The organism is Variovorax ureilyticus (genome assembly GCF_050632185.1).
GTDB classification, from domain to species: domain Bacteria; phylum Pseudomonadota; class Gammaproteobacteria; order Burkholderiales; family Burkholderiaceae_C; genus Variovorax; species Variovorax ureilyticus_A.
Genome location: NZ_CP192579.1, coordinates 2759731 through 2777053, shown reverse-complemented (window position 1 = coordinate 2777053; position 17323 = coordinate 2759731). Strand labels below are relative to the sequence as shown.

The following is a 17323-nucleotide window of genomic DNA, read 5'->3' as shown; positions in this document are numbered from 1 at the left end:
AAGTCTGCAGCAAGTCTGCTGGGCGTGATGGAGCTGCTCGAAGTTTGCCGATCAGATCCATTAGACTTCGACCAACTTTCGACAAAGTCTGCGTGCGCGAGGTAGGTCCTCGCCAGGCTGGTCGAATGCTGCATCAGACTTCGACCAACTTTCGACAAAGTCTGCGTGCGCCGGGATGTCTTCGGCAAGCTGGTCGAACGCTGCGTCAGACTTCGACCAACTTTCGACAAAGTCTGCGTGCGCGAGGGAGGTCCTCGCCAGGCTGGTCGAATGCTGCATCAGACTTCGACCAACTTTCGACAAAGTCTGCGTGCGCCGGGATGTCCTCGGCAAGCTGGTCGAACGCTGCGTCAGACTTCGACCAGCTTTCGACCAAGTCTGCGTGCGCGAGGGGTGTCCTCGGCAAGCTGGTCGAACGCTGCGTCAGACTTCGACCAGCTTTCGACCAAGTCTGCGTGCGCGAGGGATGTCCTCGGCAAGCTGGTCGAACGCTGCGTCAGACTTCGACCAGCTTTCGACAAAGTCTGCGTGCGTGAGTGGTGGCCTCGGCAAGCTGGTCGAATGCTGCATCAGACTTCGACCAGCTTTCGACGAAGTCTGCCTGCGCGAGGGTGGCTTCGGCAAGCTGGTCGAACGCTGCATCAGACTTCGATCAACCTTCGACAAAGTCTCCGGGCGGGATGGATGATGTCTTGACCGTCGTCGGCTGGATGGGCGGCCGCTGTGTTCCGGACTGAGACATAGGCGCGAACTATTCGTCTCACACGGGTGGCGACCTGGTCGCCACCCCCGCCCGGCTCGCTCCGATCGCCTGGCTCACTTTCCGGCCGGCGACTGGTCGCCACCCCCGCCCGGCTCGCTCCGATCGCCTGGCTCACTTTCCGGCCGGCGACCTGGTCGCCACCCCCGCCCGGCTCGCTCCGATCGCCTGGCTCACTTTCCGGCCGGCGACCTGGTCGCCACCCCCGCCCGGCTCGCTCCGATCGCCCGGCTCACCTTCCGGCCGGCGACCTGGTCGCCACCCCCGCCCGGACTCGCTCTGATCGTTTGGCTCACTTTCCGGCCGGCGACCTGGTCGCCACCCCCGCCCGGGCTCGCTCCGATCGCCTGGCTCACTTTCCGGCCGGCGACCTGGTCGCCACCCCCGCCCGGCTCGCTCCGATGGCCCGGCTCACTTTCCGGCCGGCGACCTGGTCGCCACCTCCGCCCGGACTCGCTCTGATCGTCTGGCTCACTTTCCGGCCGGCGACCTGGTCGCCACCCCCGCCCGGGCTCGCTCCGATCGCCTGGCTCACTTTCCGGCCGGCGACCTGGTCGCCACCTCCGCCCGGACTCGCTCTGATCGTCTGGCTCACTTTCCGGCCGGCGACCTGGTCGCCACCCCCCAAATTGCGGCGCGACCAGACATGGAGGTGACGTGTTCTAACCTCTCCGATCAGGTCTCCGCTCCCCCGGTGCGAGCGAAGACCTTGGACTTAGCTGTAGTCTGCTCTTGTGACGCGGCGCGTTTTGCCCCGCGTTGACGGCACCTCACGCGTCGGGGCAACCGCCAAGGCTACATGTCGCGGCGCATTTCCTCGGGAAGCAGCCAGGACGTTGTCCTTCACCCACGAACCCTTTGCCTCAGCGGGCGGAGCGAGGCTAAGATCCACATACATAGCAACTGACCAAGACTTCGTCATGTCGCGCACTTCGACCGCATCCACCAAACGCGCCGCTAGCGACGCGAGCGTGGCTCTGCGCGTGGCGATCGGCGCGGGCATGTCGTCGACGCGAAATTCGCGTCGATCGATGATGGCGATTTCGCCTTTCCTCCCCCTCGATTTCAAGTCTTAAGGAGCTGACCGATTCGGCTCCGTTCAGGAGCCCAGAATGGTCAGCAACAAGCAGCAAGGCGAAAGCTCCCCCGGAGACACCCCGGGCGGCACCCAGTGGCAATCTGGGCGCGTCGTTTCAGGCTTTCGTTCGCACGCCAACTCCCCTGCGAGCCCGCTTCCCCTGCATGTTCCTCCTCAACGTAGAGGAGCGACGTCGTGCCTAACGTTCAGGTGGAGGGTTAGCGCGATGAGTGGTATGCCATCAAAACCTTCCCGACTTCAGCAGATGTTGGCGCAAACGAAGCGCGTCACCGCTCAACGGAGAACCCGCAAATGATCCTGTTCCTGGACTTCGATGGTGTCTTGCACCCAGAAGGGGACGCCAGTCATCCTGACGGCAGCACGGACTTCTGCTTCTTGCCGCGCCTGGAGGTATTGCTGCGCGAGTTTCCTCACGTGAGGATCGTCATCAGTTCCAGTTGGCGCGAAAAGCTCGCCTACAAGACGCTGCTGAAGCCGTTCTCCGAGGACATTCGAGCCCGGATCCTCGGCGCGACGCCACACAGTGGGTTCGGCCTTCCTCACCCATTCGCCCATCGCGAAGGCGAGATCATCGCTTGGCTGCAGCTTCATGATGCGGTCAGTGAGCAATGGGTGGCGCTTGACGATGCCGAGTGGCAGTTCGACGACTACAAGGATCACTTGGTCGTCTGTGGATCATTCGTCGGCTTCGACGACGAGACTGAGGCCGCCTTGCGCGCTCACTTTGAAAGGCCTGTCCCATGAGGATCTTGATCCTGTCTGACCTTCATCTCGAGTTCGAGCCCTTTGAGCCTTCGCCGGGGCTCGAGTTCGATATCGTGATCCTGGCAGGCGACATCCACTCACCCGGTAGGCGCGCCGTTGAGTGGGCCGAGGCGCGCTTCGCAGGCAAGCCGGTGATCTATGTTCCCGGAAACCACGAGTACTACGACAGCCGGATGGACCTGGCGCAATTGGATGCCCGAACTGCGGCGACTGACGGCCCGGTGCACCTGCTGGATGGCGGCGAGGTCGTGATCGACGGTGTGCGCTTTCTAGGATGCACACTGTGGACGGATTTCGAGTTGACGATCGAAACGCCCGAAGGTCGCCGGCGGGATCCAGAACTGGCAATGAAAAGGGCCACGAACCTTTTGAACGACTACACGCTGATCCGGGCGGCGGACGAACTCGCGGAGCCGGATACGTGGCGAAGCCGTCAAGGGCGCAAGCTGCGCGCGGAGGATACGCTCGCTATCCATCAAGTCCAGCGAGCCTGGTTGAGCGAGAAGCTCGCTGAGCCGTTCTCTGGATCTACAGTGGTTGTCACGCACCATCCCCCGCACCGTGGCTCGCTTGCTCCGCGGTACGCGAAGGATTGGGTATCCGGCGCGTTCGTCAACGAGCTGCCCGAGGGGTTTTTCGACGTGCCGGCGTTGTGGGTACACGGTCACACGCACCAGAGCTTCGACTATCGGGTGCGGGGATGTCGTGTCGTTTGCAACCCCCGCGGGTACGTGAACTGGAGCGGAAGGACGGAAAACCAGACTTTTGACCCGGGCCTAGTGGTTCAAGTGCCGGAATGCAAAGATGGACTTCTGACATGACCAGAGATCTCTACGCCTCGGCCGCTGAGACGGCTGCCTTGCTTCGTGAGGGGCAAGCGTACCGCCGCGAACGCTTGCAGGCCGCAGACATGATCACGGTCGTCGAGGCAGCTTCGCTCATGGGGGTGGATGCCTTGACGATGGCGGCTTGGACCAGCGGTGGCCGGTGTATTGGGATTGCCGGCCCAGACGCAGCAATGAAGGTGCCTCGATGGCAGTTCGAGACTTTCGTCTGGTCGTCGATCGAGCGCATTTCCCAATCCCTGGGCACCCGGGATCCATGGCAGATCCTCGACTTCCTCGAGACGTCGGCGCCCGCGCTGGGCGGATTGACGCCGCGAGTGGCCCTCGAAAGAGGTACCGGGATAGAGCGTGTCCTCGCAGCCGCCATCGACGACGCGCACTGATCAAAGATGAAGCTACTGATCCTTTCTGATCTTCATGCTGAGTTCGAGACCTTCGAGGTACCGAAGGGTCTGGACTATGACGTGGCCATCCTGGCGGGCGACATCGTCGCGCCTGGTCGCGTGGTCGCGCGCTGGCTGCGACATCCGAGGCGCTTCGGAGACCGGCCCGTCGTGCAGATCGCCGGCAATCATGAGTACTACGAGTCCGTGCTCGATGAGGAAAGAGCGGAGATGCGCCGCCAAGCGAAAGAGCAAGGCGTTCACTTCCTCGACTGCGACGAGGTGGTGATTGCCGGCGTCCGCTTTCTGGGCTGCACGTTGTGGACGGACTTTGGGTTGCGCATTGACAACCCGGGCTTCCCGAAACAACCAGTGCGGTTGCTGTCTGATCGGTATCGCTCGATGACGGAGAGCTCGCGCTACCTTGCTGACTACTCAGCCATCCGCGTTGATGATCCGCACACATCAAACTCGCGCGGTTCACGACGCCTGGTGCCGATGGATACCTTGCTGATTCACCGGCGCCATCGCTCTTGGCTTCGCAGGAAGCTTGCCGAATCGTTCAACGGGGCAACGGTCGTGGTGACGCACCATGCACCTCATCGCAAGTCGCTGGCGCCGCGGTTCGCAGAGGACTGGTCCTCTGGTGGGTTCGTCAACGAGATGTTGCCCAAGTTCTTCAAGGTGCCGGTGCTGTGGGTGCATGGCCACACGCATGACAGCTTCGACTATCAGATCGATGGCTGCCGCGTCATATCAAATCCTCGCGGCTACATGAATTGGCACGGCGAGTTTGAAAACAAGGCATTCAACCCCGCTCGGGTTGTCGAAGTGGTGTAACGATGCATCGACCAGATTCGTGAGAAATCGTGGTTCCATGATGGCCTTCGTGAGTGTTAGCGGGCCTAGCAAGACCGGCGCTCTCGTTGGCGCGAACGTCAATAGGACGGCATCATCGGCGTGATGCAGTCTTCGAATCCGACGTGCACTCGGTTCATCCGGCGCATCAGCAGCGTGTCTCCCGTGAGGATTGCCAGCATCATGGCGCTGATCGTGACCAGGCCGTTTGAGCACTCGACGAGCTGGCGCACCATCTGGACTGGATAGCCATCCTGATGACGGCGCAGCGCATGAACGCCGCCGTGCACGAATGAGTTCAAGGCATTGCGCTGCATCTTGTTGAACTGGCCCAGCATCGCTGCGGGCGCCGCGGCCGCCGGCATCGCGACAGAGGCCTTCTGTAGATCCTTGATCATTCCTGTTGCCATCGGCAGATCGCGCGCCGCCTCTTCATTCTCGGCCGTGAGCGGCGCTCCTGCGATCGCGACCTGCACGTCGGTCGCAGCGAAGAGTAGCCAGGCCGAGCGCGTCGTGGCTTCGAACTGCATCCGCATGGTCGGGACCGCGGAGGAGACGAATCCGCCGGCCACAAGCAGGCGCAGGGCGCGCGCATGGTCGAATGACAGCGACGCCGCGGTCACGCTCAGGCCCATGCGCTGGCGATCGTCGCCATAGACGGGGTAGGTATCGAGATCGAGCAACTGGACGATCGTTTCGTCGAGTTCTTCGGATCGACGAAGTATTTGCTCTATTGGCATGAGTCGACTCGTGCGCGGACGCTAACTGAAGCTAGGCCGAAGGCTCGACGCCTGCGCCTTCAAGCGCCGCTTTCAAGGCTTCCTCCACGGCGTCGATCCGCGTCTTGCAAACCTTGTATGCCGCAACGGACTCGGTGACGATCTTGAGCAGATCATCGATGTTCGGCTCTTGCTGTTCGCGCAAGGTATCGGCGTGCCGCTGGAGCACGCCGTAGGCTTCGCGAAAGGTCTGTTGTTCCATGGCTTGTTCCTTCATTTCGCTTTGCCGGAACGCGCACCCATGGCGCCGTCCCGGAACTGGATCTCGATCGCTTGGTCAGGCTTGGCCTGATGCAGACTGGTGATGGGTTTGCCATCGGCGTCGCGCACTATCACGAAGCCGCGGTTGAGTGTCTTGTCCGGGCCTTGGCCTGCGATCTCGCGCATCAGTGCGTCGGAGTTCGCGCGAGCGCGACCCAGGGAGGCTGTGGCCCGTTCGCCCAGTGTGGAGATCGTTGCATCGGCCTGGCGTCGGGCCGCTCGTGCGTCGGCGCGCGCTCGATCGAGCACGGCGTTGATCGACACGTCGGCGATGGTGCGCGCCCGCCCGATGAGGGCGCCTGCTTGCGCCCGGATGTCCGCCATGTGTTGAGGGACGAGCCGGCGCGCCGTCGCTACCTGGTCGGCCGTCTCGCGCTGGATTTCGCTCATGAGCGAAAGCCCGTCGCGTGCTGCCCGGTGGACGTCCTGCAGCGCCGCCACGCCGATGCTGTTCATCGCATCGCGGCTGCCCTGGCGAGCATGAGCTATTTGGGCGCGCGCGTCGGTAGCGACCTGGCCGTGGGCTTGCTCCACGGAGACGCGCATCTCGCGCGCCGCGCGCCCGGCGATCGTCATGATCGCTTCTGATGCTGCCTTCGCTTCCTGGGCCCGCCGCACAATCAACTTCTCGATCGCACCGATCACCTTGCTCGGGGTGTCGAACTTTGCGAAGGCCACCTCGTCCAGGATCGTGCTGTCGCGCTCGTGGCCAATGCCCGTCAGGACCGGCAGGCGTTGGTCGCAGACGACCCGGGCCAAGTCGTAGTCGTTGAGCCATGCCAGGTCATTGACCGCGCCGCCGCCGCGGATGATGACGATGGCATCGGGCATGGAGTCTGCGGCCGCGCATTCGTCGAGCCCTTCGGTAAGAGCTGTGATGATCTCCCGCGCCGCCCCTTCGCCCTGAAATCGGCTGTGGGCGTAGGTGAAGCGGCACAGCCCGAACAGCGCAAGGCGGTCAGACTCCTTGCGAAAGTCCCCCAGGCCTGCGGCCTCGTGCGGCGCCACGACCAGCACGGATGTGAAGTCCCAAGGCGGCGGCACGAGCTTGTTCTGCTCGAAGACGCCTTCGCGCTGCAGACGCGCCCGGATCTCCTTCTTCCGGGCTTCCAGATCGCCCAACGTGAATGCCGGATCGATCGCGTCAATCTCCAGGCTGAACCCGTACTGCGCCTTGAAGCTCGGCTTCGCGCGAACGAGCAGCTTGATGCCGGCGCCGATCGTCGCCCCTGTGGCCCGCTCGAACTCGGGCAGGATCTTAGCGGCGGTGTTCGCCCAGATCATGGCGTGCGCCTTCGCGAGCACCGGCCGGCGCGGTCGCGCTCCGACAGCTCGAGGTAGACGTGTCCGCCTGTCAGCCTCACGTGCATCACCTCGACCGTGGTCCAGACGCCAGCCTTGAAGGCCTGAGCGATCGCGGTCGCGACGCCGCCGAGCAGACGGGACAAGGGGATGCCCTTCGCTGGCGAGGTGAGCTCGCCGCCCGCAGCGCCAGCAGCCACCTCGCGGGATGCAAACAGATCCGGTGCGGGGGCGTTGGCTGGCGCCGCGGAGCGCGCCGGCACCGGCGGTGCGTTCGAGGTGACGGGAAGGACATCCCACTTTGCAAAGGCCGAGAGGTCAGCGTCGGGGTGGACCCACCAGCGCCGGCTTGCGGGGTCATAGCGAGCGCCCAATGCCTTCGCGGCGTCCTTTTCCTTGAACGGGACGTTGAGGTAGTGGCGCTCTTCCATTCCTGGATTCTGGTTCATTCTCGAGGAGAGTCGGTCGAGGAGCGCCGATCGCTGGCGGCATTCGGTCGCGCGGATCTGGTGCTCTGGACGTCGGGCACTTTGCCGCATTTTCTCGGTCGAGAAGCTCGTGACAGCTGGTGCGACCTAGCGCACCCGACGTGCAGACAGGTACTATCCCGCCAATCGTACTTGGAGCCAAAAGTTGTCATTCCGAAAGAGCCACGCACTTCTGCGACGTGTCGCATGCGACTCGGCTTCCGAGCAGCGGTTTTGGAAGGCTGTGGACTCGATGGATCAGGATCCGAGACCAAACTGGGGTGTAGATCTGAATCCAGGTCGCCCTCCGCTATCCGCTGACTTGTTTGTCTACCTGTTCGATACAAGCTCCATGTGGGTAGCTTCGGCGGCAATCCAGCCAGCGCAGTTGGTTTCGATCCGATGTGACGAGGGCTCGGGCGGCGAATCCGACCATCGATCTCGCGCGGCGGCGGCCATCGCCAAGGCCAGTTCGCGGGGAAGGGTAGGAGCACAGGCACTGTCGTCCCCTGAGACGCTGGAGGCGCTCGCCGCCGGTCTTCGGGCAATCGCCACGTCGTCGTCATTCGGCACGGCTGCAGGGCGATCGCTGATGCTCGACAACTACCACTGGATCCTCTTGCTGTACCGCCTTGCCGATGGCGAGTTGGTGACAGGTGTTGGCTATGTCGATGATCCATATCCGGGGATGCTTGATCGCGGAACGCTCCTGGAGTGCGTAGAGACCATGGTCGAGATGGACGTGATGCCTGATGATTCGATCGTGGGTGTCGCGGTTCGAAAGCACCGCGGCGTAGTGCTCGCGCCGGAGCTCTCCCACGTTCGCCTTTCCTGAATCTGCCCCGCAATCGTCCCCGACCTCTCAACATCGGCGTGGCGCAGATCTGAAATTGAGGTCCGGGGGACTTCTTCGCAGATTCGCGCCCTCGAAATGTTTTTGGGGTGACGACCGATCACGATCTAACCACAGCGGCTAGGTCTTGCGGTGCATTTGGGCGTTATCAATCGCTACGCGCATTGCCAGGAGCGAGTACATCAGACCTCTTGCAAAGCCTCGCGGCGCACAAGATGCAAGCTCGGCCAACTCGGGTCGGGTGACACGATCGAGGCTGTTCAAGTCCTCAAATCGATTGAACCACTCGCGGTGCTGTGACCGCAGCTGTTCGAACTCCTGATTCGCGAGGGTGAGCCCTGCGTCCTCCGCGGCCCAACGCGAGGAGAGATTGGTGGTTTCAGCTGTTGCTTCCATTTCCTACCGTCCATTCGTAAATTGCGTCTAACGATAGCACATCTGTGTGTTTTGTGCGTTGTGTGCACGCTGTACCTTTTGGTTGGTCTGTGTGTTATGAGATAGACTTGCCGGCATGGCCCCCACCTCGAAATCGCGCGCCCCATCTAGCAAGGCTGCTCCTCCGGCCGCCGGTGACGTGCGCCTCGTCGTTGTCATCGACAAACCGCGCCATAACAAGCTGAAGGTCCATGCGGCCAAAGCCGGCAAGACGATCAAAGAAGTGATCACCGAGTACATCGATCAGCTTGGTGACTAATTTGTAGAGAAGCAACGGCGGAAAACATTTGCGCGGGATTCGAAGCGCGCAAATAGACTGCCTTGGCCCTTCGGGCTGAAACCTTCTCGACAATGAAAATCACGCTCCCTTTCGCTCGCCCGATCCACACGATTGCACTGATCACCTTCGCCGGCGTCGCACATGCCCAGATCCCGGTTACGGACGGCATGCTGATCGGCACAGTCAACCAGGCGACGCAGACGATCACGCAAGCCATTTCCCAAGGGTTTTCCGACCAAACGCAATCGCTGACCCAGAATCTCAGCGATCTGAAGTCCGGCTTGGCCAACGCAATCTCGGGCGCAGCAGAAACGACATCGAAGGCCTCGGCCGGCGGTGCCAAAGTGATCAGCGAGGCGGCTCAACGCACCGCCGCCGAGCAAGCGTTCATTCGCGCGGAGGAGCATTTCAGCGGCATCGATCCATGCAACGTCCTGGCGTCGACCATCGGAACATCCGAGGCGATGCGGAACGGAGTGACGGCAACCGGCGGCGGTGGGGGAGGGGCCCCGCGTCCGGCGCCTCGGTGGTTCGGGCAACCTGAACTCTGTGCTCGATGTGGCTGAGCGCCGGGTGCCCGCGGGCTTGCCCGAGGTGGAGGTTGCAAAGGCAGCAAAGGCCGGGTGCCTGAGCTTTGCGGCCGCCGGCAATCTGCGTGGCCAGGCCTGCGCCGACGCGGGCTTCTCAGCATCCGCCTCCACTGGCTACCCAAACGCCGATGTGCGCGCCTCCACGCTGTTCGATGGCCCTCAAACCGGTGACGACGGCACCACGTTCCGCAAGCGCCTGACGATCGATCTGGCCAGCGCCGATGGCACGGCGGTGCGTGCTCTTATGCGCAATCTCGATCAGCCGATCCAGCTGCAAGATCTGTCAAAGGCTCAGCGCAACACCGATTCCGGCCGCCAGTTCCTGGCGCTCGAAAATGCGTATCAAGCACGCATGAGCGTGGCCAAGTATCCGCAGGAGTACCAGGCTGGAATGTTGGCAGCAAAGCCTGCGCTGATCCCATTGCTGCAGCAGCTGCTCAAGTCCGATGACAACGGCTTCACGAGCAAGTACCTCGCGGACAACGTCCCCGACTGGCAGAGCAAAGGAATCTCGATCGCGGAGCTCGCAAGCATCGAGGTTCAACGCCATCAAATGAACGGCGATTGGCAGCTGCGTCTCCTCGGCATGTCCGACACGGATCTCGCGCGTGAGAACGTCCGGATGCTGGCACTGCAAGCCTGGCTATCGACGCTTGGGCTTGAGCGGCAGATCCATGCGTCGGTCGTGCAGTCCGCCGCTGCACAAGCCCAAGTCCGCACGGAGTTGATGCCGCAACTCGTCGCGGCCAATCGGCGCGCGGTCAACCGCTGATCGATGTCTGTTCAGCACCACGCGAACTGGCAAACACTTGTCAGCTTTTGAGAGTAGCTCGATAGACTATTTTCGTAGGCCCAGATTGACGGGCCCAAGGATCTTAGGAATGACCATCAAGCACCTCATCTCTGCTATCGCAATCGCCGCCGCCGCGCTTCCGACCGTGGCTCAGACCACCTTCTCGATGGCGGATTCGACGGGCGGCCACCAAGTTGCGGTCAAGTCCATCGACCAAGCCGACATTTACAACCGGATCAATACGGCTCAGGGGACGGCCAACACTGCGTCAGTGACTGCTGCCGACGCGCAGTGGCGCGCCACCAACGCCCAGGACACCGCGAATTGGGCACAGAGCGCCGCCATCACAGCTGATGGTCACGCGCGGACCACCTATGAGATGACGAAGGCCACGTGGCTGAACGTTTGCTACGTCCAGAACGGATTTGGCAATCCCTACTGCCAGAGCTTGGCCAACGCCCAGTTCCCAGGCCTGTAGTCGCACAAAGGATGGACTGACTTTGCGAGGTTCGCAAACCCATCAAAGCAGAAGTGCCCCGCGGGGCGCTTCTGCTTTGATGAAGGCAAGCTAAATTCATTCGCCTCCGCCGCGCAATGCGCGCTCGAAAAGAGCGTCCTGCTCGAGCCTGCGCTTCGAGGAAACGCGCGGCAGCGCGAGTCCTCGCTTGCCAAGTTCGACGAGTACCTCGCCATATGCGAGGTCTGCGGATTTTGAGAGTTCTCGCCAAGTCAGCTTCCCGTTCGCGAAGCGTGCGAGGAGCTCATCGAGTTGAAGCCGATATTGTGACCGAGGGGCGGGCATGCGAGATCGTAAACCAGAGCCCTTTCTTTCCGCAGAGCAGCCCCGTGATGATCACCGATCGCGTCGCGGAACCTGGAACTCTCGCCCGACCTTTCGCACTTCATCCCAGTCGCCGGTGATCTCCAGCGCGCTCTGACCGAGCCTCAGCACACGCTCTTGCAGAGCTGCGTCTCGGGCGAAGGGGTTGCTCGGGTCCACTCGACGCAGCTGCTCGAGGAGCGCGCAGCGCAGCGCCAGGTTTCCGGCATTGGCGTCCCTCAACGTTTGGATCGTTGCCCGGGCCTGTCGATCGCGCTCCGCCTGGCGTATTTCCTCGTCAACCTGGAGCCGCCGCTGGGTTATCTCTCTCGCGATCTGCGAGCCTTCCATCAGGAACATGTCGAACTGAGACATAGCGTGTGCGAACTCCAAGCGTGAAGCGCGCAAGGCGCGCTTCCTGGTGAGGGAAATCAGCTACCGGTCTTGAACGTGAACGTATTGGTGAACGCACCCGTCGTGTTGTACGTGATCGCAGGATTGGTCCCTGAGCTGACGAACGTCGTGCCATTGAAGGTCGAGAGGGTATTCGTTCCTTCGATCGTCACGGTGTACTGGGTGTCCGGCTGCAGCGGCGCGTCCGGGATGATCACAGCCTGCGTCGCATTCACGAGATGGTTGGGGTCATTCAAGAAGTCGAGCGCCGGCCGCAACGCCACCGCCGACCCGTCAGACTTCTTCACCATGGTCGCCGAGGTGATGTTGACCATCTGCCCAGGACGTACCGCAACGATGATCGGCTGACCGACCGGGCTGACAGTCAAGTCGCGCCCGGGAATCGGGTTCGGGCTTTCATTGGTCAGCTGATAGGCGGTGCCCGTCGTTCCTTCGCAAGGGTAGGTCTGGACAGAGGCGCTGTTCGGCTTCTGCGAATAGGCGCCTTGTGCCATGCCCAATGCGAAATGGGAGATCGCACGCGGACCGAAGGTGCCCGTGGTGCCGACCGTGTCGCTGCTGAGGATGCGCAAGCCGATGTCGAGTTGCGGCGAGACCAGGCTGATCGTGTGATACGGCGCACTCAGGAGGCTGCGCACGGCGAGAACGCCGCGACCGGTCAAGACATTCGCGCCACCGCCGGTCGTATCTGCCAAGTCATCCAAGATGACGCTCCATGCATAGCCTGCCGCAGTGGCTCGATCGCCAGGGCCTGTGCCGGTGAACGCCGGCTTCGTGTTGTCCTGGAAGTGTCCCGTGGCGTTGTTCACCATGAGGTAGTTTGCATGGCCGTTCGAAGCCACGTCGAGCATGGCGTTCTGCGCCAGCAGCCCGAAACCGCAGCGCTGACGCTCCGAGTTGAGGAAATTGAACGCTGCAAGCTCTTCCGAAGCAGGTGCATAGGTCGGCGCCGGCACAGAGCTGACCAACGTAGAGTCGCCACCGGTCGGGTCCGCTGAGGGCGCGGGTGCGGGCGCCGGGGAGGGAGCAGGAGAGGGTGCCGGCGCTGGTACAGCACTCGTGCCCACAACAATGGCCGCGCCGCCGCCACCACCGCCACCGCACGCCGTGAGCGCCAGGGCGCTGAGAGCTAGCGCGGGAAGGGTGGTCATGTACTTCGTCATATTTGTTGCGGGTCCTTCAGGGGCGTTGAAAAAGTTCGAGTTGATCGTTGGTCGACAGAGGAGGCGCGTTGACGGGGGCCTCGCGCTCAGATCGGGGAACCGCGGCCAGTACCTCCCTGTGTGCCAGTGCCACTTGCTCTTCAGCGCCAGCAGCCGCTTGGTCGCGTCTATGGAACTAGCCAGTGCATCGAGTCGGTACTCATGGTCGTCGAGTCGTTTGGAGAGCTCCCGGAGTTCGGCGAGGTCCTTGAGATCGCGCTGCAGATCCTCGTCGTGATTGGAGTGGGGCATAGGACTCGTCGCATTCTTCTCTGTTGGTCCTCTGAACAATAGCACATAACACACAAATAACACAATGCACACATAATGCACATCACCTGAGTGCGCGACACGGCTACGCCGCACGGAGGTCCGCGCGTGCCGGTTGATGAGAGGGGGCTCAGCGAATGGCGAGCTTCAGAATCCCAAAAGCCATGAGGAGCGTGGTCGCGCCACTGGCAGCGAGCCACCAAGTGCGCTCGCGTAGCTTGGAACGAAGAGCGGCCAACTCGCACTGCGCAGACTTGTGCGCCAGCACCAGCTGACGCCGCTTCTTGGCCGCAGCTTCCTGCTTCGCTGGGGCCGCCTCGAGCTCTGCGAGCCACGCTGCATATCGCTCGGAAATTTCTTGAGCCGCAGCCTCGGCGCTCAGGTCGGCCTGTGCCAGTTCGTGGGCTTGGGCGGCAGCCCAGCTAAGCGCCGTACCTAGGCCTGCGTCGGATCTCTCCTCAAGACCTTCGGGCAGATCTTGGAGGTCATACAAATTCATCTTCAGCGTCAGATCGCCAGCTGTCGTGCTCGCCGGGTTGGCTGCTTCGATGCGCTTGAGAAGGAGAAGATTCACGGCGAAGAATGCTGCGTCGTGGACATGGCCTCGTGCAAGTTGATGCGCCCACTCGTGAGCAACGATTCTGGTGATGCCGGCCTGCGAATACAGAACGATCCTGTTGCTAATGGCAACCCGCCCGTCGGGCGCGGTTGACCCGTTCCACGCCCATCCTCCCCATTCGCCAGTGGGCCGCAGTTCAATTGGTGGCGCCGGCCTTTCAAACCGGCACGCCTTGATCACTGGGGCGAAGTGGCGCTGCAGCCATCCGGCAATAGCCGGTGGCGCCGGCTGCACTTGGTACACCTTCAGAGCCCCGACAGCCGATGCGGTCATCTGTACCTCGACCATGTCGCTCAGATCCGCCATGACTCAATGGCCCTTCGGACCTGTCGGTTCTGCCTCTGCCAGAAGTTCGGCGTGAATCTTGGCCGTGACCGTGGCAATCTCGTTCAGCTTCCGACCGATCTGCTTAATGCGCTGCTCCAAGTGCGCTCGCACATGGGCATCCGTCGACGCCGGCAGTTGCGCACCGATCACTTCGAGTTCGTCCATCAGGGGGCTGATGTCGAGAAAGTCGATCCCCGCGAAGTGATCTACCAGCGCATCCGCTACGCGCAGGAAAACCTGGCACCGTGGATCAAATCTCAGATTCGTCATTTGGTCCTCACCCCTGTGGACCGCGACCGCGGTCGTCTTCATCTTGGTCCTGATGGTCGTCGACGATCGAGGTGTCCGTGCTTCCATGCATGAGGCGTAGTTTGGTCAGGACCTCGTCAATCGCTGCGAGTTCTGCTTGGCGCTCAAGGATCTCAGTGGCAAGGCGCCAACCGTCGGCGGAAAGGTCGCTGAGGCGCGTAAGGCGCGATGTCCCTCCGTTCCTGGCTTCACCTTGGAGTTCTTGCTTCTGGTGCAACTGAGCCAGTTCGACCTCGAGCACCGCGCGTCGCTCCCTCAGATGTTCGAAGCGTTCGGCCGGATCCAAGAGAGAATCATCCTGAGCGTCACCGAGATCTGCCTTTAATTTGGCAAGCATTGCGCCGACCCGGCTTTCAAGCTCGCCGAGGTCATTGAACTTTGCGGTGAAGGGTGTGTCGCCAGCCGCTTTGGCGGAAAGCCGTGCGATCTGTGTGTCGAGCTCGGACCGCAGACGTGCCGAGTGTTCTTTGCTTTGGCGAAGCTCTTCCTCGATGGCCTTCACTTGTTGCTGAAGCCCGGCTTTTGCCTCGGCGGTCATGCCTCCGGCAGCTTCGGCCTTGGCACGCTGCACAGCGACGTTCACACCCAGGAGCCGTTGCAAGATCGTGAAGATCCGGTCGAACAGTTCCGCCAGCGAGGCCAAAAATCCGCCGTCGGGGCCGGGTGCAATCGAAGCTGCTTCCGGCACTTTCGATGGTGCGATCGCATTTCGAGGGCGCGAGTGCTGTTCTCCAGCAGCCAGGCGGCGCGACTTTGCGACTGTCTCTTCGTCCATCGCTGCAAAGCCTGAGCTATCGGATGTACGACGCGGACCCCTTGCCTCATTGGCGGCGACGCTCTCCAGCACTTTCTTCTCATCGACCGAGGTCGGCATGGTCGCACTGGACGAAATGCGCTGCTCTTTAAGTCCGAGCATCAGAGCGCCTTTCAGAGAGAGTCGTCGTGTCTGAATCATGGTTGTGTGTAGGCTAGTGTTCAACGAGCATCCGGAAGGGCTTCTTCGAGTTGAGCATGAACTTGCGAAAGCTGTTCATTTTTTTCTTGTTCAACGCAATGCGATCCAGCATAGAAAGCCTTGCACCTCGTCCGCAAGGACACTGGGAACAAAGCCCTTAATGCCCCGCCATAGCGGAGGAGCGCCAAAGAAGCCAAGCATGGAGGCGTAAAAGACGCAAGAGAGACTGCGCCTGGAGCGCTCGTTCATCAGGGAATGAGCGGCGATGATTTGAAGGGAAGTCCTGCTCCGGTGCCGCATCCAGGCATGCTGGACTTCGCCATGCCCATGGATTCCGTCGAGTGCATGGTCGAGATGGATCTGACCCGAGGATTCGATCGTGGGTGCCGCGGCCCGCGAGCACCGAGGGGCGCTGCTCGCCCCCGAGTTTCGACGTCAAGGGTCGACGTGTCAGGTGATGGCGCGCTGAGCCCGTCGATCGGCGCCGTGAACGGAATATCGAAGCAGCATAGCGAAACACCCCGTCGGCACCTCGCTGCTAGTTTTGCTCCACCGACGTGATCTTCTTGGAAAAGAAAGAGAACTTCGTCTCGCTGGACTCAAGCGCTATCAGATAGCTGTAGTCCTGCAGGAAATACACCTTGAACACCTGTTTGTACTGATCCTGCAGTCCCCGGCACTCCATCAGTTTGGCATCGCCTTTGAGCGCCGGATGGAGTACGGCGGCGGAGATGGAGTTGATGATCTGGCACTCAGACGTGTTCGTTTGCTGGGGCAGCGTGCCGGTGCTGGTGTAAGTGGACCGACTCGCTAGGGTGTACCCCACCTTCGAGCCGATCGGCATGCGCCCCCAGTCGCCTCGAAAGCTCAGCTCGTTCGCAGCCTCATTCCCTTCCTGCCGCAGCGTGGTGAATTTCACCTGGCGTCGAATGCTCACATAGCCCAGGAAGCTCAATTCGTCGCTGCTGTACCCGTCGCCTGCTTCCGTACTGGAGACGAGACCAGGCTTCTCCCCGGCCTGAAACTCGCGCACCTCACGAAGGGTCGTGCGCTTTCCTTCGAAAACATGGGTCCCCTCAAGCACCAGTGCGCTTCAACTGACGGCGCGGGGGCGGAAGGTTCAGCGTGTCGATCGCGCTGAACACGCCCGGAGCCGGGGCGATACCGGCCGCCGGCGGTGCAGCTTTCTCGCGGGCGACAAATCTCGGCAGAGCTTTCAGTGCAGCGGGGCTCCCACACACGGCGGCAAAGAGTTCGCGATAGTCGCTATTCGCAGCCCCAACGCGCTCAGGGGTAGGGCGAGGGAAGATCGCTCCATCGGTGACGTGCTCTCGTTGATCCAGGTCATAGCCGCCCAGCAGCGAGTACTTCTGATCAGTGCAATTGAGCCGGAACCGCTCGGCCTTCCGGCCGTACGGTGCCTGGAAGGGCGGGTCCAAGGCGATCTCCGGGTAGTCGAACGCTCCCCAAAGCGTCACGCCGTCAGCCTCTACCTTGACGCTGTTCACGTCGACCAGCGTCGCAACCCCAAAGTCATTGGAGATCTGCCGCCAGTCGGCCGAGGTGTTGCAGGCATCCTGCACTTCAGGAAGGTCTACCAAGTCCCGCACGAACGGGCTCGTAGCTTCCTGGCGTTCCCCGAACTTGCCCAGTTGAGCCCGAGGATAGAGGCGCTTGCCTGCGATGTCGGAGTACAGCCACCAAACCTGATCGCCTTTGCACGAGATGGTGTAGTTCAACACGGAGGTCGCATTCTCAAGCGCGAGCGACACCTCATCGCCAATGCGGAGGACGCTGTCGGGGATGACGCGCGCTGCAATGCGCGACGTGCTTGGCTTGGTGGCCGGTTGCGGAGTTGTGCAACCGGCAAGGACGAGGGCTGCGGCTAGGCCAGCGCTAAGGCCAGAACGGGGAAAGCTCATGATCGGATTTCGGCA

At 61.9% G+C, this 17323-nt stretch carries 21 protein-coding genes; 9 read left to right on the top strand and 12 right to left on the bottom strand.

The features are described from left to right. The first annotated feature begins 2150 nt into the window (after window positions 1-2150). From ACQ858_RS13695 to ACQ858_RS13680, 4 genes are read left to right on the top strand one after another with little or no spacing between them, the layout of a single operon-like run. A complete protein-coding gene (locus tag ACQ858_RS13695) occupies window positions 2151-2603 on the top strand; it encodes an HAD domain-containing protein (RefSeq protein ID WP_431273272.1) in 453 nt (150 codons plus the stop codon). Next, a complete protein-coding gene (locus ACQ858_RS13690) occupies window positions 2600-3445 on the top strand; it encodes a metallophosphoesterase (RefSeq protein WP_431273271.1) in 846 nt (281 codons plus the stop codon). Before ACQ858_RS13695 ends, ACQ858_RS13690 begins: the two co-directional genes overlap by 4 nt. Next, window positions 3442-3852, top strand: coding sequence for a hypothetical protein (locus ACQ858_RS13685; RefSeq protein WP_431273270.1), 411 nt, complete (start codon window positions 3442-3444; stop codon window positions 3850-3852). The genes ACQ858_RS13690 and ACQ858_RS13685 overlap by 4 nt, the downstream gene beginning before the upstream one ends. Window positions 3853-3858: 6 nt before the next feature. Then, window positions 3859-4692: a metallophosphoesterase gene (locus ACQ858_RS13680; protein ID WP_431273269.1), complete on the top strand. Its 834-nt coding sequence runs from the start codon at window positions 3859-3861 to the stop codon at window positions 4690-4692. A 98-nt stretch (window positions 4693-4790) separates the two neighbouring features. Here ACQ858_RS13680 and ACQ858_RS13675 read toward each other — a convergent pair whose 3' ends face one another. The 4 genes from ACQ858_RS13675 to ACQ858_RS13660 form a co-directional block, all read right to left on the bottom strand. Then, on the bottom strand, window positions 4791-5345 hold the full coding sequence (locus ACQ858_RS13675; RefSeq protein ID WP_431273268.1) for a DUF6988 family protein: 555 nt from the start codon (window positions 5343-5345) through the stop codon (window positions 4791-4793). Window positions 5346-5481: 136 nt separating this feature from the next. Continuing rightward, window positions 5482-5691, bottom strand: coding sequence for an exodeoxyribonuclease VII small subunit (gene xseB, locus ACQ858_RS13670; RefSeq protein WP_431273267.1), 210 nt, complete (start codon window positions 5689-5691; stop codon window positions 5482-5484). An 11-nt stretch (window positions 5692-5702) separates the two neighbouring features. Beyond that, entirely contained in the window at window positions 5703-7034 is a 1332-nt protein-coding gene (gene xseA, locus ACQ858_RS13665; protein WP_431273266.1) for an exodeoxyribonuclease VII large subunit, read from the bottom strand. Then, complete coding sequence (locus tag ACQ858_RS13660) at window positions 7031-7501, bottom strand: DUF5710 domain-containing protein (RefSeq protein ID WP_431273265.1); 471 nt, start codon at window positions 7499-7501, stop codon at window positions 7031-7033. Before ACQ858_RS13660 ends, xseA begins: the two co-directional genes overlap by 4 nt. A gap of 340 nt (window positions 7502-7841) precedes the next feature. Here ACQ858_RS13660 and ACQ858_RS13655 point away from each other — a divergent pair, with 340 nt between their 5' ends. Beyond that, entirely contained in the window at window positions 7842-8354 is a 513-nt protein-coding gene (locus ACQ858_RS13655; RefSeq protein ID WP_431273264.1) for a hypothetical protein, read from the top strand. Window positions 8355-8492: 138 nt separating this feature from the next. On the opposite strand, the gene ACQ858_RS13650 is transcribed toward ACQ858_RS13655, so the two are convergent. Continuing rightward, on the bottom strand, window positions 8493-8768 hold the full coding sequence (locus ACQ858_RS13650; protein ID WP_431273263.1) for a hypothetical protein: 276 nt from the start codon (window positions 8766-8768) through the stop codon (window positions 8493-8495). A 115-nt stretch (window positions 8769-8883) separates the two neighbouring features. Here ACQ858_RS13650 and ACQ858_RS13645 point away from each other — a divergent pair, with 115 nt between their 5' ends. From ACQ858_RS13645 to ACQ858_RS13630, 4 genes are all read left to right on the top strand, one after another. Further along, on the top strand, window positions 8884-9066 hold the full coding sequence (locus ACQ858_RS13645; protein WP_431273262.1) for a hypothetical protein: 183 nt from the start codon (window positions 8884-8886) through the stop codon (window positions 9064-9066). Between the two features lie 92 nt (window positions 9067-9158). Beyond that, window positions 9159-9653, top strand: coding sequence for a hypothetical protein (locus tag ACQ858_RS13640; protein WP_431273261.1), 495 nt, complete (start codon window positions 9159-9161; stop codon window positions 9651-9653). Beyond that, window positions 9637-10449, top strand: a complete 813-nt coding sequence (locus ACQ858_RS13635) for a hypothetical protein (protein ID WP_431273260.1) — start codon at window positions 9637-9639, stop codon at window positions 10447-10449. The genes ACQ858_RS13640 and ACQ858_RS13635 overlap by 17 nt, the downstream gene beginning before the upstream one ends. 109 nt (window positions 10450-10558) lie before the next feature. Beyond that, the gene (locus tag ACQ858_RS13630) at window positions 10559-10948 is read left to right on the top strand and encodes a hypothetical protein (protein ID WP_431273259.1); all 390 of its coding nucleotides are present in this window, start codon (window positions 10559-10561) and stop codon (window positions 10946-10948) included. 375 nt (window positions 10949-11323) lie between these two features. On the opposite strand, the gene ACQ858_RS13625 is transcribed toward ACQ858_RS13630, so the two are convergent. The 7 genes from ACQ858_RS13625 to ACQ858_RS13595 all read right to left on the bottom strand — a co-directional run bounded on the left by ACQ858_RS13625 (window position 11324) and on the right by ACQ858_RS13595 (window position 17308). Beyond that, window positions 11324-11665, bottom strand: a complete 342-nt coding sequence (locus tag ACQ858_RS13625) for a hypothetical protein (protein ID WP_431273258.1) — start codon at window positions 11663-11665, stop codon at window positions 11324-11326. A gap of 56 nt (window positions 11666-11721) precedes the next feature. Continuing rightward, window positions 11722-13158, bottom strand: a complete 1437-nt coding sequence (locus ACQ858_RS13620) for a CAP domain-containing protein (protein ID WP_431273257.1) — start codon at window positions 13156-13158, stop codon at window positions 11722-11724. Window positions 13159-13306: 148 nt separating this feature from the next. After that, entirely contained in the window at window positions 13307-14101 is a 795-nt protein-coding gene (locus ACQ858_RS13615) for a hypothetical protein (protein WP_431273256.1), read from the bottom strand. A 3-nt stretch (window positions 14102-14104) separates the two neighbouring features. Beyond that, a complete protein-coding gene (locus tag ACQ858_RS13610) occupies window positions 14105-14392 on the bottom strand; it encodes a hypothetical protein (protein ID WP_431273255.1) in 288 nt (95 codons plus the stop codon). 7 nt (window positions 14393-14399) lie between these two features. After that, a complete protein-coding gene (locus ACQ858_RS13605) occupies window positions 14400-15386 on the bottom strand; it encodes a hypothetical protein (RefSeq protein WP_431273254.1) in 987 nt (328 codons plus the stop codon). Window positions 15387-15924: 538 nt separating this feature from the next. After that, on the bottom strand, window positions 15925-16470 hold the full coding sequence (locus ACQ858_RS13600) for a hypothetical protein (protein ID WP_431273253.1): 546 nt from the start codon (window positions 16468-16470) through the stop codon (window positions 15925-15927). Further along, entirely contained in the window at window positions 16463-17308 is an 846-nt protein-coding gene (locus ACQ858_RS13595) for a hypothetical protein (protein ID WP_431273252.1), read from the bottom strand. Before ACQ858_RS13595 ends, ACQ858_RS13600 begins: the two co-directional genes overlap by 8 nt. Window positions 17309-17323: the final 15 nt, after the last annotated feature.

What these genes read in the sequence shown, in the direction of transcription:
- ACQ858_RS13640 (WP_431273261.1), top strand. Translation starts at nt 9,159, where the DNA reads ATGAAAATCACGCTCCCTTTCGCTCGCCCGATCCACACGATTGCACTG.
- ACQ858_RS13690 (WP_431273271.1), top strand. Translation starts at nt 2,600, where the DNA reads ATGAGGATCTTGATCCTGTCTGACCTTCATCTCGAGTTCGAGCCCTTT.
- ACQ858_RS13620 (WP_431273257.1), bottom strand. Translation starts at nt 13,158, where the DNA reads ATGCCCCACTCCAATCACGACGAGGATCTGCAGCGCGATCTCAAGGAC.
- ACQ858_RS13660 (WP_431273265.1), bottom strand. Translation starts at nt 7,501, where the DNA reads ATGAACCAGAATCCAGGAATGGAAGAGCGCCACTACCTCAACGTCCCG.
- xseB (WP_431273267.1), bottom strand. Translation starts at nt 5,691, where the DNA reads ATGGAACAACAGACCTTTCGCGAAGCCTACGGCGTGCTCCAGCGGCAC.
- xseA (WP_431273266.1), bottom strand. Translation starts at nt 7,034, where the DNA reads ATGATCTGGGCGAACACCGCCGCTAAGATCCTGCCCGAGTTCGAGCGG.
- ACQ858_RS13675 (WP_431273268.1), bottom strand. Translation starts at nt 5,345, where the DNA reads ATGGGCCTGAGCGTGACCGCGGCGTCGCTGTCATTCGACCATGCGCGC.
- ACQ858_RS13685 (WP_431273270.1), top strand. Translation starts at nt 3,442, where the DNA reads ATGACCAGAGATCTCTACGCCTCGGCCGCTGAGACGGCTGCCTTGCTT.
- ACQ858_RS13610 (WP_431273255.1), bottom strand. Translation starts at nt 14,392, where the DNA reads ATGACGAATCTGAGATTTGATCCACGGTGCCAGGTTTTCCTGCGCGTA.
- ACQ858_RS13650 (WP_431273263.1), bottom strand. Translation starts at nt 8,768, where the DNA reads ATGGAAGCAACAGCTGAAACCACCAATCTCTCCTCGCGTTGGGCCGCG.
- ACQ858_RS13605 (WP_431273254.1), bottom strand. Translation starts at nt 15,386, where the DNA reads ATGATTCAGACACGACGACTCTCTCTGAAAGGCGCTCTGATGCTCGGA.
- ACQ858_RS13595 (WP_431273252.1), bottom strand. Translation starts at nt 17,308, where the DNA reads ATGAGCTTTCCCCGTTCTGGCCTTAGCGCTGGCCTAGCCGCAGCCCTC.
- ACQ858_RS13615 (WP_431273256.1), bottom strand. Translation starts at nt 14,101, where the DNA reads ATGGCGGATCTGAGCGACATGGTCGAGGTACAGATGACCGCATCGGCT.
- ACQ858_RS13695 (WP_431273272.1), top strand. Translation starts at nt 2,151, where the DNA reads ATGATCCTGTTCCTGGACTTCGATGGTGTCTTGCACCCAGAAGGGGAC.
- ACQ858_RS13680 (WP_431273269.1), top strand. Translation starts at nt 3,859, where the DNA reads ATGAAGCTACTGATCCTTTCTGATCTTCATGCTGAGTTCGAGACCTTC.
- ACQ858_RS13630 (WP_431273259.1), top strand. Translation starts at nt 10,559, where the DNA reads ATGACCATCAAGCACCTCATCTCTGCTATCGCAATCGCCGCCGCCGCG.
- ACQ858_RS13645 (WP_431273262.1), top strand. Translation starts at nt 8,884, where the DNA reads ATGGCCCCCACCTCGAAATCGCGCGCCCCATCTAGCAAGGCTGCTCCT.
- ACQ858_RS13625 (WP_431273258.1), bottom strand. Translation starts at nt 11,665, where the DNA reads ATGTCTCAGTTCGACATGTTCCTGATGGAAGGCTCGCAGATCGCGAGA.